The sequence below is a fragment of the Sporosarcina sp. Y1004 genome (genome assembly GCF_057669665.1).
The window spans coordinates 21,573-38,807 of sequence record NZ_JBYHFQ010000007.1; the positions used below are offsets into that span (position 1 = coordinate 21,573).

Below are 17,235 nucleotides of genomic sequence, written 5' to 3' on the forward strand. Positions count from 1 at the left end.
TAGGAGGAGTTAGGTAATGCCAACCTATGATGAATTAAAAATCGGTGATAAGGCAAACTTCTCCAAAACCATTTCTGAATCTGATATTTACCAATTTGCCGGAATTACAGGAGACTTCAATCCTTTGCATATTGATGATGAATATGCGAAAAAGACAGTCTTCAAAGAACGCATCGCGCACGGCATTTTAACGGCTGGATTTATTTCATCCGTGCTAGCGATGAAATTACCGGGTCCAGACACCATTTACTTATCACAAAATCTTCAATTCAAAGCTCCCGTTAAAATTGGTGATACTGTCAATGCAGAAGTTGAAGTGTTAGAGAAGAGAGATGCAAAAAATATTATCAGACTTCGTACAATTGTAAAAAACCAACATGATGAAATTGTCATTGATGGTGAAGCTATCGTTATGAAGTGATATGCTATTTTGTCGAACAAAAGGACGCCATTCAAGGAACATGGCGTCCTGGCAGTTCAATCTCCCTCACTTTTTCGACTTGAAGCTATTGGTTCGAAGCAATACTAAGAGATAGTAGAACGTAAAACATACTGGCCAAAGTATGTTTTACGTTCTATTTTTATTTGGTAAGCGCGTTTTGCTACATGTATTTGGAAGATTGTTTAGTGTCCATTAGTTAACTATATTTTGATTACCCTGAAAGTTTTTAGGTTTTCCCCATGACCTTCAAGTATTCTTCGCCTTACTCACTTTAAGCTTCTTCCCTTTGATAGTTAACTCTTCCATTGCCAACAAGACAATTGAGCCTTTTCCATTATGAATATCGACATACGTCAAACTATCCTGAATGCTGATAATACCAATATCATCCGCTGTTACTCCAGGTATTTTCGCGATCGTTCCTACGAAATCCACAGCTCGAAGTTTCTTCTTTTTTCCACCGCTAAAATGAAGTTTCGTGATGCTTTTGTTTTTTGGTACCGTTTTTTGATTTGCGTGATTCGACGATAAAGCATTTTTTCTTGGTGCTACTTCACGTTGTTTCGGAACTAACATTCGTGGTATCTCAAAGCCAATATATTGTTCAATTACTGTTAGGAGTTTACCTTCATTAGGAGTTGCAAAGGTAATCGCTTTACCTTTCTTACCCGCACGACCGGTTCTGCCTGTTCGGTGAACATAGCTCTCTTTTTCCAAAGGGACATCGTAGTTGATCACAAGTGTTATATTATCTACATCGATTCCCCTTGCAGCTACGTCAGTCGCCACAAGATAACGGAAATTCCCCATTTTGAAGCCTTGCATCACTGAAAATCGATTTTCTTGTACAACTCCACCATGTATTTTTTCACAAGAATAGTTGGATTTCTCTAGTTCTGCAAACACCGCATCGACATGTTTTTTAGTTTTGCAAAAGATTATACAGCTAGCAGGATTTTCAACAAGTGTAACGTTTTTAAGCAATGCTATTTTCCCCGCTTCTTTCACTTCTATAACATGATGTTCAATCGTGCTAGTTGTAGTTCCTGCAGAAGCAATTTGAATGGTTTTAGGATTTTCCATATATTTATGGCAAAGATTTTCAACACCCTTAGGCAATGTAGCGGAAAACACCATCGTTACTCTATTTGAAGGGAGCCTATTCAATATGGTTTCTACCAATTTGATAAAACCCATGGAAAGCATCTCATCGGCTTCGTCTATAATGAGATAGTTTAAATCATTTAAGATTAATGTGTCTCTATTAATATGATCCAACACACGCCCAGGTGTACCGACGACGATATGTGTTGTTTGTTCTAGCTCTTCAGCCTGTCTTGTAAATGAATCTTTGCCGTAAACTGCCAAAGATTTAATTCTTTTAAATCGTCCGATATCTGCTAAATCCTCGCGAACTTGAACAGCAAGTTCGCGAGTAGGTGTCAGAACTAATGCCTGCGGGTTTTCTCCTTCCCATTCAATCATTTCACAAAGTGGAATTCCAAAAGAAGCTGTCTTGCCACTACCCGTTTGAGACTTCACAACGAGATCCTGACTTTTCAATGCTTTTGGTATCACTTCACTTTGAACCTCTGTGGGGGCTTCGTATTTTAATAGTGTCAGTGCTCTTTTTATTTCATCACTTAAGTTAAAATCTTCAAAACTAATTTCATTCAAGTTAATAACCTCTTTTTATGATTTGACTTTACCTTATTATTCGTTTGTCCTTATCCACTGATTTCCACCGACCACATCACGAAATGATGTAGCTAAATTCAAATTCACTAGTTAAAGGATTCGATTTCCTCTTCAATGGGTATTTTACAAGATGTGGTTTGTTTAATAGGAGGGAAATAGAAATATGTTTGGACTTGCAGATTTAGTGTCCCTAATTATATCAGGATTTATAATCTTACCGGTTGTTATATTTTTAAGGGAACTCGGTTACCTTATCGTTAGCGCTATTTTCAGGGTTAAGAACCCAAGACTGACGATTGGATCTGGCCCTCGGATTTTCAAGTTAGGCGTTTTCGACGTACGCAAATATTATCATGTGTATAGTTGGTTTTCCTACGACTCGTTAAAAAAGAAAAGTAAATTAGCATATATATGTATTTATGCAAGTCCGATTATATTCAACCTCGTACTTGCTGTCACAATCAATGCCCTTCTAGCTAACGGAATGCTGCAGGAATACAAAACTTTTTGGGATCGGTTTGTTTTCTATGCCTTCTATTATTTACTATTTGACATTATTCCCATGATAACCGTAAATGGGAAGCCCAATAACGGAATGATCATTTATGAAATGCTGCGATATGGTAAACGTACCGACTACAATGATGAACCTTTTATTCCCGCGACAAGTGATGTAGAAGAGCAATATCAAATAGAAATGAAAAATAGACAGGAAACCGTTGAAAGAGGAAATTCAAGATTTAAAGAAGAAGGAAATGGATGAATGAATATAGCTGCTATTTATTATTAAGTTAAGGTACCATTCAACTTCAAACATAGGTTAGACAAACGAAATCTTCTCCATTCACTATAATTCTTGTCTATCTTTAAACCGTTTCCAAACAATAAGTGGGATTAACAACAATGCGAGATACATACCAAGCAAGCCTAAAACGGCATAGCTTGAGTTGGCTACAATAATTCCTGACACTATACTTCCTGCTGTTCCAACTAAAGCAACCCATACATCAACAGAACCTTGTGTTTTTGCACGTGTGTTCATATCCGTAGAATCGATGATGATCGCTGTTCCACTGATTAAGCCAAAATTCCAACCAAGGCCAAGCACTATCAATGCAATCGTCAACCAGACGAGGGAATCGCCAGGAGCAAAGGCTGCTATTAAGCCTGCAATTGATAACGTGACACCCGAAGCAATGACCATAACCGTACGGCCAGCTTTATCGACTAATAGACCTGTACCAAGCGACGGCAAATACATCGCGGCAATATGTAGACTAATCACCATTCCAACGACTGTCAGTCCAGACCCATGATTTTGCATATGAATGGGTGTCATTGTCATAATCGCAACCATAACGAGATGAGACAAGACGAGAACCATTGTGCCGACAAAAATACCGATTCTGTTTATTTCACTTTGTCGTGTTTTATTTACTTCTGCGCTGTTTGATATAATTTGTTTTTCCTGCATTACAGCAATTGCTCTTGCAACCAAAAATGGATCAGGCCGCAAATAGAGAAACAATGTTATTCCAGCTACCCAGTACGCAGCCGCTGCTAATATAAATGGCCCTGCTAAAGCTGGTATACCTAGCGTCATTGCAAAGTTCCCCATCGGTGTCACTAAATTCGGACCTGCCACTGCACCAATAGTCGTTGAAACCATTGCGATACTAATGGCGGTCCCACGTTGCTTATCACTTGCCAAGTCTGTTCCTGCATAACGCGCCTGTAAATTCGTTGATGTTCCTGCTCCATAGATGAACAACGAAATGAACAATAATAACACATTGTCAATTGTTGTAGCGAGGATGACACCCATTGCCCCGATCCCACCTGTGATGAACCCGAGTGACAATCCGTATCGACGACCGAATCGCTGTGAAATTCTGCCCACTAAGAATGCAGCAAGCGCTGAACCAAGCGTAAACAAGGCAGCCGGCAATCCCGCAAAGCTTGCGGTGCCTAACATATCCCTGGCAATGAGTGCGCCCACTGTAATACCAGCTGCAAGTCCTGCCCCACCAAAAATTTGAGACATCACGACAACGATTAATGACCGCTTATAGAGCTTTTGTTGTGCTTCAATTGATTTTACATAGTTTGCTAGCTTTAACGAGTCTTTTTTTCTCATTTGGAAATGCCTCCCCTTCCAACTCAAAGAAATCATTACGACCAAACTTAAGGCTTGTCAACTAACATACTATCCGTGCCTATATTTTAACACTCCCAACACCCGTTAGGAACTTGTCTAACAAATTACCTATTTACAGTTCAGGCATATATTCTTCAAAACTGAATCTAACACTTGATTTCCCCTACAAATAAACCTCTGCACTTCTTGCAAAATTGATACTTTTAAATAGTTCAAACCCTTGCTAATAAAGACAAAAGTACAACATTAAAACTCTATTCTAATTTGTAATAGAATAGAGTTTTCACCACTTCTTATTAAACTGATAAATCTTCTTACAACAACGTTTGTTCTTGCAGCTTTGAGGAAAGATATTTACGCGCTTCGGCGGTAAGAATCTGCAAACAGACTTCTTCTTCCTGTCTTTCAAACTCGACAAACATCCCGCTTAAATTTTCATACACATAATGGACTTTAAAGCCCCTGTCTAAATAGTCATCTACTTGTTTCATTTCATCCTTGCTTAGTAAATGATCCGACATACACATACCTCGCTTTTCTATTTAGCACTTTTTTCTTCGATTTTTTGCACGGCGATATCGTCCCAATCGTGACCAACTGTAATACCTAAATACTTGGCGTCACTAGGATCGTCTAGTTCGGCTTGCGGGTACTTTTTGAACCACCAATATTTCGCCAAGACATAATACACAAGTGCCCCCACGATAAAGCCCACTAAAGAAGAATACGTTAGGAAGATATTCGCTATGACACCACCAATCACCCAAGCGATTAACCCCGCTAAGTTAAAGCCATTCATATATTTATATTGACCGTCTAACTCGTACAGATCTTTTACGTTCACACGACGTTTACGGATTAAATAATAATCGGCGAATAATATCCCCACTATTGCTGTTAAAATACCGCCAATGATTAATAGCGCATTCACTAAGACGTCAAATAAGCTCCAAGGTTGTGCCAAAGTCCCAATAACCCCTGTGACAATAACCCCGACCCAGAACGGCACTTTTGGTCCACCAATGTTCGAGAAAATCGTTGCCGCAGGAATAACGTTTGCAGATGTATTTGTCGACCATTGCGCTAACACAATCATCAGCAATAAAATTCCTAACACAAATCCACTTGCACTTTGCTGCAAGGCATTTATCGGATCAGCAGATGCCACGGCCATATAACACACTGCACCTATGGCTACGATAAATGTATTCGTAATCGGCATTACGATTAAAGAGCCTACTAACTGTGTTTTATTGCGCTTGAACCAATTGCGTTCATTTTTTGGCGCTTTAAAGAAACGTGATAGTGATGGCATATCAGCTGCTAACGTTGCCCAGAATCCCATGTTCGCCATAATCAAGACCATGAATGCTGTAAAAGCTGCCATCCCTGTCGTCGGCGATTCCACCCAAGTCCACACGTCTTTCCCTGAAGCCGTTGCGTGATCGGCAAGCGTAATGTACATCCAGCACGATATTAAAATAATAATCGGCGCCGCAAAATCCGCAAAGCGCTCAATGGATTTAATGCCGAGCGATGTGTTAAATAACTGTAATGCCGCAAAAACAAGGAAACATAAAAACCAATTATTAAAGCCGAATAATAAATTCAAAATCCCATTGATGGCCATTGCGCCAAAATAGGTGTTAATCCCGAACCAACAAGCAGCCGTCACCCCACGAACGAGCGATGGTAAATGCGTGCCAATTGTACCGAATGGGGCACGCATATAAACCGGGAAGGACAAGCCATGTTCAATACCAATATCACCAATTAACGTCATAAATACGCCGATTAATACGGAACCTATCATTGTCGCTAAAATTACCATCGGCAATGACAAACTCATTATACCTGTTCCGCCAATTGCAAAGGCGGCTAAAACGATGGCCATTCCTACCCAAATCACTGAAAAACCAAACGTCCCGATATTTCTTTTTTGATGTGTCACTGGAAGTAAATCTGGTGATTTTAAATAATTCCCACCATTCGCCATTCATGCCTCTCCCTTATATTAGATTTCCAGTTAACAAAGAAAAGCGGAAGGCGCTGTTTAAGACGCGACAGGCATAAGTCGATTCAGCGACGTGGCGGTCTTTGCCACATAGCTGGATTGCTTATGACCCGAGCGGCTTGCGCCTGGAGTCTAGACACTGCCCCAAGTCTAAAAGTGTTTACTTTCTTATCTTTAAACAAACTATTGACCTCTTTTTATACTCCTGGGATTAGTATCCTAGATGAGACCCTCGGTAATCCACCCTACTTTCTTCATCTTGCAAAATTGCTAATAAGTGATTGACGTTCGTTCCAAGTCATTGGCGTAATAGAGGACTTTCTTTCGACCATCGAAATTGCACCGTCTACTGGGCACACAATCGCACATAAATTACAGCCTACACAATCTTGTTCACGTACCTTGAGCATCGGACGACCACTCTCTGTGTACAGGTCAATACATTGATGTGACGTATCTTCACACGCAATATGGCATTTATTGCAATTAATACAAACATCATTATTAATTTCTGCAACAACTTTGTAGTTTAAATCTAAGTCACCCCAGTCAGAATAACGTTGGACCGACTGACCGACTATACCCATGACCGAGGCAATTCCTTTGTCATCCAGATAATTATTAAGTCCGTCAATCATATCTTCGACAATGCTAAATCCGTGGTGCATTGCTGCTGTACAAACTTGTACGCCTGTTGCACCCATCAGCATAAATTCCGCAGCATCCTGCCAGTTTGAAATCCCACCAATGCCTGAAATTGGTACATTAACGAAAGGATTTCGCGCACATTCTGCGACCATATTTAGTGCAATTGGCTTGACAGCAGGCCCACAATATCCGCCATGTGACCCCTTTCCACCAACATGCGGCACCGTATTCCATGAATCTAAATCGACACCTGCTAAGCTGTTAATTGTATTAATCATACTAACGGCATCTGCTCCGCCACGCACTGCCGCTTCTGCCGTCATCGTAATATCCGTAATATTTGGCGTTAGCTTGACGATAACTGGTGTACGTGCAACTTCCTTCACCCAGTGCGTTTGCTTTTCAACCAATTCAGGGACTTGACCAGAGGCAGACCCCATTCCTCGTTCTGCCATTCCATGTGGACAACCAAAATTAAGCTCAAGACCATCAACCCCCACAGCTTCTACTTTTTTGACAATCTCATGCCATTTTTCCTGCTGTGGCTCTACCATTAATGAAGCGATTATGGCATGATTAGGAAACCTCTTTTTCGTTTCAAGAATTTCCTGTAGATTAACCTCTAACGGACGATCCGTAATGAGCTCAATATTATTAAAGCCCGCTACTCTCTGTCCGTTAAAGCTGACAGCCGCAAAGCGCGATGAAACATTTAAAATTGGTTCGCCCAATGTTTTCCAAACTGCGCCACCCCAGCCCGCTTCAAATGCACGTTGCACTTGATAGCCCGAATTAGTTGGTGGTGCCGATGCTAACCAAAATGGATTCGGTGATTTAATCCCCGCAAAGTCAATTCGTAAGTCTGCCATGCTACATTCCCCCTATGCGATCTCGCTCGGTTTTCTTAAACGCTCATGAATGATGTAAGCAGCATCTTTACCTTGCTGCGCAGCTGTTACCACCATTGCTTCCCCTTGACCATTGCCGAACACGACATCTCCACAGGCAAACACTTTGTCATTCGATGTTTGCATAGTTGTTTCGTCAATATCTACTACTCCGTTCGTATGCTGCAATCCAAAAGTTTCAATGAGCGAGACAAAGCGCGTTTGTCCAATTGCTTTAATGACCGCGTCCACCTCTATAACAAACTCAGATCCTTTAATGACTTCAGGTCGTTGCCTGCCGTCTGCATCCGCCACTCCAAGCTTCATCTTGACACATTCAAGTCCAACTACTTTCCCTGCCTTATCACCGATAATTTGTTGCGGCGCTGTCAGCCATTTAAATCCAATGCCATCTTGCTTGGCAAATTCATATTCAAATTGGTAGGCAGTCATCTCTTTTTCTGTTCTTCTATAAAGAATGTCCACTTGCTCCGCACCTAGTCGCACAGCACAGGTTGCACCATCGATGGCTGTATTACCAGCACCAATAACCGCAACACGTTTACCGACTAAGTCTTCTGTCAGTGCGCCCATTTTCGTGTACTTTATAAAGTCAATAGCATCATGAACGCCATCTAGTTCCTCACCTTTAATGCCGAGATTAGGCACGGCCCCCATACCAACCGCTAAAATAACGCTGTCAAATTGCGCTAAAATTTCCTCAGCAGCAATATCCACGCCTACTGTTGTGTTTGTTTTAATGTCCACACCAAGCTTTGCAACTTGCGCCACTTCCCAATCCACGACATCATTCGGTAACCGAAATGACACGATGCCGTAGCTGCCCAAACCGCCCGCCTTTGCTTCTGCTTCAAATATTGTGACACTGTAGCCGAAGCGACTAAGCTCACGCGCTGCCGATAAGCCAGCTGGACCAGCGCCAACAATTGCTACCTTTTGTCCATTTTTTTGACCTTTCTCAAATAGCTCGACGTCTGATTCCATCGCCCAATCTGTTGCATAACGTTGCAAGTGCCCGATTTTAATAGGCTTTGTTGAGGAATTTAACACACATGCCCCTTCACATAATTCCTCGGTCGGACATACTCGCGCACAACTTGCACCAACCGGATTGGCCTCCATAATCGTCATAGCTGAACCTTTCATATTATTAGAAGCAATTTTTTTAATGAAATTCGGAATTTGAATACTTGTCGGACAAGCTGTAATGCAAGGTGCGTCATAGCAGTACAGACAGCGATTAGCTTCTTCTAGTGCTTCATTTTTAGTCATCCTGCTATTCATTTCCACAAAATTTCGTTCGAGTTGCGAACTCACTGAAATATTCCCCCTCATGGATTGATGTTTACTTGTTGATTGTTTGTGCAGTCGTCGGCTGAAGTGCACGCTTAATATATTGGCCACTGCCGAATGCTCCTACAAATCGTTTGTTTTTAATGACGTATTCACCACGCACAAGTACACTGATAGGCTCTCCTGTCACTTCCCAGCCCTCATATGGGTTGTAGTCGACATTCATATGGTGAGTGTTCGCCGAAATTTCACGTTTTACTGTCGGATCAAAAATGACGATATCCGCGTCAGAACCAATAGCAATCGTTCCTTTTCGTGGATATAAGCCGAAAATTTTTGCGGCACTTGTCGAAATCATATCGACAAAGTCATTGATGGAAATTCGTCCTTTCGCCACACCTTCAGAAAACAAAATGCTGAAACGATCTTCGATAAACGGTCCACCATTTGGAATTTTAGAAAAGTCGTTTAACCCTAATTGCTTCTTCCCGTTAAAGCTAAATGAACATTGGTCCGAGCCAATTGTTTGCAGTTGTTTGGCTTTTAAAGCATTCCACAAATGCTCTTGATGATATTTCGGGCGAAGTGGTGGTGACCAAACATATTTTGCTCCCTCAAAGCCTGGCTGTGCTAACGCTGACTGATCGAGCGTTAAATAAGGTGGACATGTTTCCCCGTAGACGTCATAGCCCTTTTCACGCGCTGCGATAATTTCATCTAGTGCCTCTTTACACGTCACATGTACAACATAAAGCTTGGCTCCTGCGATATGCGCTAGTTCAATGGCTCGTTTCGTCGCCTCACCCTCTAATTCTGCGGGACGTGTCAGTGCATGATAAATTGGCGCAGTCTGTCCAGCTTTCTTCGCCTCCTCTACTAATTCGTCGATGACCGAGCCATTTTCACAGTGCACCATGACAACTGCGCCCATGTCTTTTGCGATTTTAAAGGCTTTGAACAGCGTACGGTCTGAAGCCTGGAATTCTTTCGCGTATGCCATGAACACCTTGACAGACGTTATCCCTTCCTGCTCTAGTATCAAAGGTAATTCGGCCTCTGTTTCGGGCGTTAATTCACCAACCATTAAATGGAAACCGTAGTCAATGGCTGATTTCCCCTTTGCTTTTCCATGCCACTTCTCCACAGCCGTCGCAAGTTTTTCTTCACCCGCAGATAAGCAAAAGTCCAAAATAGTCGTCGTCCCACCGAATGCAGCCGCGATTGTACCTGACTTCCAATCATCGTCTGTCACCGTATTGTTGAACGGCATGTCCAAATGCGTATGCGGATCAATTCCCCCAGGCATCACGTATTTTCCCGTTGCATCTACAACTTCCGCTTCATCAGATGATAAATTTTTTCCGATTTGCACAATTTTCCCATTCTCTATTAATATATCTGCCTCATACATATCTGTTGCTGTCACAATGAGTCCACCTGTAATCACTTTTTTCACACTACCCTCACCTTTCAATTAATGAATGTGAAATTTATCATCATCTGTTAATATTCTGGGCCATCACCATGCCGGATAGGCTGATTTTCCCCCATGCTAAACTTCTTTTGTAGTGTCAACACGGTTTCCAGTAACACGTCTGCCCCTTTTGCACAGTCTTCAATTGTCGTTTCTTCCTCCTCACAATGACTTTTCCCCTTGATACTTGGAACAAAGATCATTGCCGAAGGGATAAAGCTCGCGATATATTGTGCATCGTGTCCCGCACCGCTGAACATTCGATGGGAGGAATAACCAAAGTCATGAGATGATTTTTCCACTTCATTGCAAATTGCTGCATCAAAAAATACCGTCTCTCGCCCCCATAGCTTGACCGAGCGAATTTGGCAACCATTTTCCTCTGAAACTAAGCCTGTCAATAGATTCTCCACTTGGCGTATCACTGCTGGATTTTGATGACGCGAATCTAGGGTAAACACTACTTCGTTCGGAATGACTGTATGGATATTAGGTGCTACGTGCATACGCCCAAATGTGAACACAAGCGCTTCGTCGATTTTTCCCAGCTGCTCATGCAAAGACGAAATTATACGAGACGCTACAATCATCGGATCTTTACGCATAGACATCGGCGTTGTTCCGGCGTGATTTGATTCACCTGTTACGGTAATTTCATAGCACACCATGCCTAAAACGCCTTCGACCACACCAATTTCACATTGCTTTGCTGCCAATACCGGTCCTTGTTCAATATGCAGTTCAATATAGGCAAGGGCTTCTGTTAAGCGATTTCCTGTCTCTCCCGCGTAACCACTTGCCTGTAATGCTTCTTGAAAAGTAATGCCATTTTTATCAAAAGACTGTAGCATTTTTTCTTTATCGAATTTTGAAGCAATGACACCGGAACTCATCATCGCCGGATCGAAGCGCGCACCTTCTTCATTCGTAAAATTCACAAGCATTAATGGAGCCTCGAGCACAATGTCGTTTTCCTTTAACGTTCGTATCGCCTCTATTGCTGTTAAAATACCTAAGACACCATCAAACTTGCCACCTTTTTCAACTGAATCTAAATGTGATCCCATTACGATTGGCGGGCATTCTTTTTTTCCTGGTAGAATCGCATAGATATTTGCCATATCATCTACTTGAATATCCATGCCTAACTCAATGCAAATTTCACAAAAATAGTCTCTTGCTAATACATCCTCTTTTGAAAGGGACAAACGAGTTACGCCCCCATTGGCAGTTGCGCCAAATTGACTGAACTGTTCTATTAACCCCTGCAATCGATTACTATTACATTTATACATATGCAAGTCCTCTCTTTCATAGTTATTAAAAAGTGGTTGTTTATGAAAATGATAAAATAGAAGGCATTTGGTAGATTAAAGAAATTGCTATAAGATATGGACGCCACCAACCAGGCAATATGTATATGGCCTTTTTAATAGCAAATGTGATAACACATCAATAAATATGCGTAATAGAAGGAAGTTATGAATGGATTCCCACTCACTTTAGTAGATGTATGAGGTTTCTTACCGACAGGTGTGCCTATGGGTAAAGAAGTTTGTAGTAGTCCATTATGTAAGTAATACTATGATAAATAATAGTGGACTTTCAGAAACGAAAAAACGGCTTAAGCCCTTAAGAATACAGGGCTCAAGCCGTTTAAATCACTTTTATTATTTACCCTATCAACTTGACAGGGAACGTTCACTCCGTGAGAAGTAAGCGAATCATTAAAACATTTTGGTCGTCCAATTTTCACCATTCCAAACGTCTGTCACAACGCCCTCATAAAATTCAGGTTCGTGGGAAATAAGAAGGATGCTACCTTTGTATTCCTTCAGGGCGCGTCTCAATTCCTCTTTCGCTTCATGGTCAAGGTGATTTGTCGGTTCATCGAGGACTAGCAAATTCGTCTCCCGATTAATTAATTTACAAAGTCGTACTTTCGCACGCTCTCCGCCGCTTAACACTTTCACCTTGCTTTCAATGTGTTTCGTTGTCAATCCGCATCGAGCCAACGCCGAACGAACTTCATATTGTGTGAAATGTGGGAATTCCGCCCATACCTCTTCCAAGCATGTATTGTTGTTTTCTGCTTTTGCTTCCTGTTCAAAATACCCAATTTCCAAATGCTCTCCACGTTCAACAAAACCTGAAAGTGCAGGGATTTCTCCAAGAATACTTTTTAATAACGTTGTTTTCCCAATCCCATTTGCACCGGACAAAGCAATTTTCTGCCCACGTTCCATCGTTAGATTCAGTTCCTGCGACAATGGTTCCTCATATCCAATGACGAGTTCCTTTGTTTCAAACAGGAACCTTCCAGGCGTCCGTGCTAGTTTGAAGCTAAATTGCGGCTTCGGCTTTTCCGCGTCCAATTCGATGACATCCATTTTGTCCAATTTCTTCTGGCGCGACATTGCCATTCTACTTGTCGCCGCATTCGCCTTGTTACGGGCCACAAAGTCCTTGAGATGTGCAATTTCCTTCTGTTGTTTCTTAAAGGCGGATTCCACTTGCTGTTTCTTCATCTCATGCACACGTAAAAACTCATCATAATCGCCCGAATACCGGGTGATCTGTTGGTTTTCCATATGGTAAATCAGCTGAATAACACTATTCAAAAATGGAAGATCATGGGATATCAAAATGAACGCATTCGCGTAGTTCTGTAAATAACTGCGAAGCCAATCGATATGCTCTATGTCTAAATAGTTTGTCGGCTCATCTAAAAGAAGGATGTCCGGTTTTTCCAGCAACAACTTGCCGAGAAGAACCTTCGTCCGCTGCCCCCCGCTCAAATCATGAACGCCCGTATCCAGACCGAATTCATCCAGTCCGAGTCCATTCGCCACTTCTTCCACTTTAGAATCAATTATGTAGAAATCATTGTGTGACAGCTCTTCCTGTATTTCACCTGTCGTTTCCAGAAGCGCTTCCAGTTCATCCGCATCGACCTCGCCCATTTTGGTAAAGAGCGCGTTCATTTCCGTTTCTTGATCATAAAGATATTGAAAGGCGGTTCGCAGTACATCGCGGATGCTCAAACCCTGTTTCAACGCGACGTGCTGATCCAAATAACCGACACGCACCCGTTTCGCCCAACTCACCGTTCCCGCATCAGGCTCCAGCTTGCGCGTGATGATATTCATGAATGTGGACTTCCCTTCACCATTTGCACCAATCAACCCAATATGTTCTCCTTGCAATAGACGAAAAGAGACGTCTTCAAAAATGGCACGATCCCCGAAGCCATGGCTTAAATTTGTTACAGTCAATAAACTCATATGTATTACACCTTTTCTTTCACTAAGTATGGTTCTACCTTTCCAACACTTTCTTCAACTAAGAAATGCCGAATTCTCTCCATTATATAGGGATTTCACCGATGAGGAAAGGGTTTATAGGAATAACGGCACAATAAATAACCATGAAAGAGAAACAATTTCACGATTGATTTTTACACTGTACTTGGAAATCCGAAACATATATTTTTCCAGATATTACTTTTGTAAAAATATAACGGATTGGACAAATCATTCTCTTGAAGCATCCATGTCAATATCATCTACTCTATAGGGAGTCTAGCTTCGTTTCCTTACAAATGCGCTGGTGTTCCACATTATCCTGAGATACGGTTCAATACTTCCAACGACGTCAAAACATGTTTTAAAAAATCTGCAATATCGCCCATATGGTCCTCATTCATTTTAGACTTGAATTTCACTTCAATACTGTCCAGGTAACTTGCCGTTTCTTGTTCAAACACGAAACTCAATGTTTGAGTTACCTGGATTTCAGTTTCCCAAATAGTCTTTAGCGCATGCTCAATCTGTTTACACTCTAAGGATACATGTTGTACGCGTTTGTTAAATCGTAGAGACAAGGAACAACCAAGTTTTTCCCCGGGGAGTTCTAATATCTCACCTGCTAAATCTTTTACTGATGCTTTTAATACAATCTCCACTGTTACGGCCGGTTGATTGACTAGTGTGAATTGAATAGCGAAATCTCTTGCAAGCACGGAAAAATCCATTCGATCTACCCGGTTTGTGATTGTTATTTTTTGATCTATATTATCTAAATCATACACATGATTTTCAAATGCCACTTTCAAGTTTTCAAAAATTGTTGGATCATACACATGAAGTCCTCCAAAAAACATTATCTATCAGGTCAGGAACCACCTTTATTTCCTTCATCATTTTACTACAAATTCATTTCAAATAAAATAATCCACCATTGATAATTTCAACTTTTATTCTCGCTTCGTATTGTTGATCCATAGCTTCTTTCTCTGTCTCGTAACAATCCGGTTTGTTTTCTATCCCTTCATAGAAGTATTCCAAGACTTCTCTATCCTTTTGCCATCTCATTTTTGCTTCTTCAGCCCATGTGTGATCATCTGTTTGGATGGCATTTTCAATTACCGCATCCAACCGCTCCAGGGCACGAATCGGCTTTATAATGTACGGTAAATTAAATGTATTTCCTGACATGCTTGAATCCAATTCCACTTCACTTAACGATTCCTGAAAACCTTCTTTAAGGATACCTGTCATTAAGTTAATGCCTAACGAATAAAGAATCTCTTTCGTTTGATCACTGTAATACGATACTTTATAATTAACCCCTAACCATGGTGTTAATATGGTTTGCGCTTCATCATTCTCTGATACCTTTTCATACATCTGCACAAACGAGCCCAGCTCTTTCGTTGCTTGGAACAATTGATTGAGTCGAGGGGAGCCGAAGTGGATGACTTCCCCATTTACATCTTCAACAACTTTATTTCTATCAGTAATAAATGTTAGTCGTGCTGGATCTGGTACGCCATCCGTACTTTCTAGGTATTTCCAGTAAAATGGACGGTTCATAATTTTTTTATCCATTTCAATTGTTAATTGTACGCTGATGTAGTGATCATGGTCGCTTACTATTTGACAATTGTTTTCTCTAAAAAATTGTCGCAAATACCCGTGAATTTGTTGTGGATACATGTCCTTCCTCCCTCTCTGCCTTCATTTCAAATGGTCTTTTTGAAAGGAGTTAAAATATCATCTAACTCACCCACCACTTTTTCAAAGACCCCAATTTTAACGTAAAGCAGGTCCAATATATGGTCTTCAATTGTATTTTGAATGGCTAAATTGTAAATATGCACGTCATGCTCTTGCCCCAACCGATGGACACGTCCAATTCGTTGCTCCAACTTCATGGGGTTCCAAGGTAAATCATAGTTTATGACATGGTGACAAAACTGCAGATTTATCCCTTCACTACCCGATTCCGTCGCAATCAGTACTTGCGCTTTTTCCTTAAAGAGTTGTTTCATCCATTCTCGTTTACTCTTGCTGAACTTTCCGTTAAATGGGACGCTAGTGATTCCTTTTGATTGTAAATACCACTGCAAATAGGTTTGACTACCGCGATATTCGGTAAAGAGTATAACCTTACCATCTGCCTCTGAAATAATTTCATAAGCCTTTTCCGCTTTTGAGTTCATTTCCAGTGCCATTAATTTTTGAATAATGCTTTCCAGATAAGAAATATCTTCCGGTCGAGTGCATTTTTCAAGCATTTTAGTTAAGGTTAAAGCTGTAGCTTCCTTACTGCTGCACATTTCTCTTTGTAGAGTAAGCATGGAGAAAGCATCCGAAAAATCAGGGGAAACATTTTTCAGTTCTGAAATCAGGTTGTAGACTTCTTTTTCTTCTGTCGTAAAATCGATGGGTATGATTTGAACATGACGGTTTGTCCATTCGATTCCCGTATCCTGTCTCCTATTTCTCACCATCACTTGATTGACCAGTTTTTTTAAATATTCATCGTGTTCTACATTGTGTTTGCTTGCGGAAAACGCTGATTGAAACGTCTCATAATTACCTAGATGCCCTGGTTTTAATAATGATATGAGGTAAAACAGTTCAAAAACATCATTCTGAATTGGTGTGGCAGTTAATAACAAACAAAACTTTTTCTTTAAATTCTGCGCGAACTCGTAGTTTTTCGTTTTATGGTTTTTTAATTTATGCGCTTCATCAATTATAATCAAATCAAAATCTTGATCATAGATGGTTTCTTTGTGCGGACTTCTTTTTGCCATATCCATACTCATGACGACAATTGTCAGATGGGTCATGTCGTAATTTTTTTTATACTGCATGGCGGGAATATGAAATTTTTGATTCAATTCTTCAATCCACTGACCGACAAGTGATGCTGGAACCAAAATTAGCGCTTTCTTCACGAGACCTCTTATTAAATATTCTTTCAGGATCAAACCCGCTTCAATGGTTTTACCGAGCCCCACTTCATCCGCAAGAATCGCTTTTCCATTCATCCTTTCAATGACCGTTTCCGCCGCTTCCAATTGATGCGTAAGTGGCGTGAGATTGGGCAAATAGTTAGGGGATTGAAGTCCATGAAAATCAGTGATCAAATTCGTTTTTGCGATCTCATAACTCATTTTATACAATTTCCAGTTGTCCCACGTTTCCCGATTTTCCAAACGTTCAATAAATCCTTCTTTCCACGCAGATGACTTTTCCAAAATCATTTCCATCACCTCAATCCTTATTTTCTTTGTTCGTAGGTTGTCCA

General features: G+C 41.0%; 14 protein-coding genes. 2 read left to right on the forward strand and 12 right to left on the reverse strand.

Annotated features, from left to right (window positions below; all coding sequences use genetic code 11):
- Positions 1-16 precede the first annotated feature (16 nt).
- Complete coding sequence (locus AC25Y6_RS06945) at positions 17-421, forward strand: MaoC family dehydratase (RefSeq protein ID WP_488142460.1); 405 nt, start codon at positions 17-19, stop codon at positions 419-421.
- A gap of 267 nt (positions 422-688) precedes the next feature.
- On the opposite strand, the gene AC25Y6_RS06950 is transcribed toward AC25Y6_RS06945, so the two are convergent.
- Complete coding sequence (locus AC25Y6_RS06950; RefSeq protein WP_488142461.1) at positions 689-2,119, reverse strand: DEAD/DEAH box helicase; 1,431 nt, start codon at positions 2,117-2,119, stop codon at positions 689-691.
- 184 nt (positions 2,120-2,303) lie between these two features.
- Here AC25Y6_RS06950 and AC25Y6_RS06955 point away from each other — a divergent pair, with 184 nt between their 5' ends.
- Positions 2,304-2,903, forward strand: a complete 600-nt coding sequence (locus AC25Y6_RS06955; RefSeq protein WP_488142462.1) for a hypothetical protein — start codon at positions 2,304-2,306, stop codon at positions 2,901-2,903.
- A gap of 84 nt (positions 2,904-2,987) precedes the next feature.
- Here the strand turns inward: AC25Y6_RS06955 and AC25Y6_RS06960 are convergent, their stop codons facing one another.
- From AC25Y6_RS06960 to AC25Y6_RS07010, 11 genes are all read right to left on the reverse strand, one after another.
- Positions 2,988-4,277 (reverse strand): MFS transporter, encoded by a 1,290-nt coding sequence (locus tag AC25Y6_RS06960; RefSeq protein ID WP_488142463.1) that lies wholly within the window; start codon positions 4,275-4,277, stop codon positions 2,988-2,990.
- Positions 4,278-4,612: 335 nt separating this feature from the next.
- A complete protein-coding gene (locus AC25Y6_RS06965; protein ID WP_488142464.1) occupies positions 4,613-4,819 on the reverse strand; it encodes a hypothetical protein in 207 nt (68 codons plus the stop codon).
- Between the two features lie 17 nt (positions 4,820-4,836).
- Positions 4,837-6,294, reverse strand: a complete 1,458-nt coding sequence (locus tag AC25Y6_RS06970; protein ID WP_488142465.1) for an NCS1 family transporter — start codon at positions 6,292-6,294, stop codon at positions 4,837-4,839.
- Positions 6,295-6,566: 272 nt separating this feature from the next.
- Positions 6,567-7,829: an NAD-dependent dihydropyrimidine dehydrogenase subunit PreA gene (gene preA, locus AC25Y6_RS06975; protein WP_488142466.1), complete on the reverse strand. Its 1,263-nt coding sequence runs from the start codon at positions 7,827-7,829 to the stop codon at positions 6,567-6,569.
- Between the two features lie 12 nt (positions 7,830-7,841).
- Positions 7,842-9,203 carry an NAD(P)-dependent oxidoreductase gene (locus AC25Y6_RS06980; protein ID WP_488142559.1) on the reverse strand — a complete coding sequence of 454 codons (1,362 nt, stop codon included), beginning with the start codon at positions 9,201-9,203 and terminating at the stop codon, positions 7,842-7,844.
- Between the two features lie 10 nt (positions 9,204-9,213).
- On the reverse strand, positions 9,214-10,617 hold the full coding sequence (gene hydA, locus AC25Y6_RS06985; RefSeq protein ID WP_488142467.1) for a dihydropyrimidinase: 1,404 nt from the start codon (positions 10,615-10,617) through the stop codon (positions 9,214-9,216).
- Positions 10,618-10,664: 47 nt separating this feature from the next.
- Entirely contained in the window at positions 10,665-11,930 is a 1,266-nt protein-coding gene (locus AC25Y6_RS06990) for an allantoate amidohydrolase (protein ID WP_488142468.1), read from the reverse strand.
- Between the two features lie 432 nt (positions 11,931-12,362).
- Positions 12,363-13,919: an ABC-F family ATP-binding cassette domain-containing protein gene (locus AC25Y6_RS06995; protein WP_488142469.1), complete on the reverse strand. Its 1,557-nt coding sequence runs from the start codon at positions 13,917-13,919 to the stop codon at positions 12,363-12,365.
- Between the two features lie 335 nt (positions 13,920-14,254).
- A complete protein-coding gene (locus AC25Y6_RS07000) occupies positions 14,255-14,776 on the reverse strand; it encodes a hypothetical protein (protein WP_488142470.1) in 522 nt (173 codons plus the stop codon).
- Positions 14,777-14,849: 73 nt separating this feature from the next.
- Positions 14,850-15,632 (reverse strand): YqhG family protein, encoded by a 783-nt coding sequence (locus tag AC25Y6_RS07005; RefSeq protein ID WP_488140246.1) that lies wholly within the window; start codon positions 15,630-15,632, stop codon positions 14,850-14,852.
- A 26-nt stretch (positions 15,633-15,658) separates the two neighbouring features.
- Positions 15,659-17,197: a DEAD/DEAH box helicase gene (locus AC25Y6_RS07010; RefSeq protein WP_482104525.1), complete on the reverse strand. Its 1,539-nt coding sequence runs from the start codon at positions 17,195-17,197 to the stop codon at positions 15,659-15,661.
- Positions 17,198-17,235: the final 38 nt, after the last annotated feature.

Coding starts and splice junctions, on each gene's coding strand:
- AC25Y6_RS07010 (WP_482104525.1), bottom strand. CDS start 17,197: ATGGAAATGATTTTGGAAAAGTCATCTGCGTGGAAAGAAGGATTTATT.
- AC25Y6_RS06980 (WP_488142559.1), bottom strand. CDS start 9,203: ATGAGGGGGAATATTTCAGTGAGTTCGCAACTCGAACGAAATTTTGTG.
- preA (WP_488142466.1), bottom strand. CDS start 7,829: ATGGCAGACTTACGAATTGACTTTGCGGGGATTAAATCACCGAATCCA.
- AC25Y6_RS06965 (WP_488142464.1), bottom strand. CDS start 4,819: ATGTCGGATCATTTACTAAGCAAGGATGAAATGAAACAAGTAGATGAC.
- AC25Y6_RS06970 (WP_488142465.1), bottom strand. CDS start 6,294: ATGGCGAATGGTGGGAATTATTTAAAATCACCAGATTTACTTCCAGTG.
- AC25Y6_RS06990 (WP_488142468.1), bottom strand. CDS start 11,930: ATGTATAAATGTAATAGTAATCGATTGCAGGGGTTAATAGAACAGTTC.
- AC25Y6_RS06945 (WP_488142460.1), top strand. CDS start 17: ATGCCAACCTATGATGAATTAAAAATCGGTGATAAGGCAAACTTCTCC.
- AC25Y6_RS07005 (WP_488140246.1), bottom strand. CDS start 15,632: ATGTATCCACAACAAATTCACGGGTATTTGCGACAATTTTTTAGAGAA.
- AC25Y6_RS06955 (WP_488142462.1), top strand. CDS start 2,304: ATGTTTGGACTTGCAGATTTAGTGTCCCTAATTATATCAGGATTTATA.
- AC25Y6_RS06995 (WP_488142469.1), bottom strand. CDS start 13,919: ATGAGTTTATTGACTGTAACAAATTTAAGCCATGGCTTCGGGGATCGT.
- AC25Y6_RS06960 (WP_488142463.1), bottom strand. CDS start 4,277: ATGAGAAAAAAAGACTCGTTAAAGCTAGCAAACTATGTAAAATCAATT.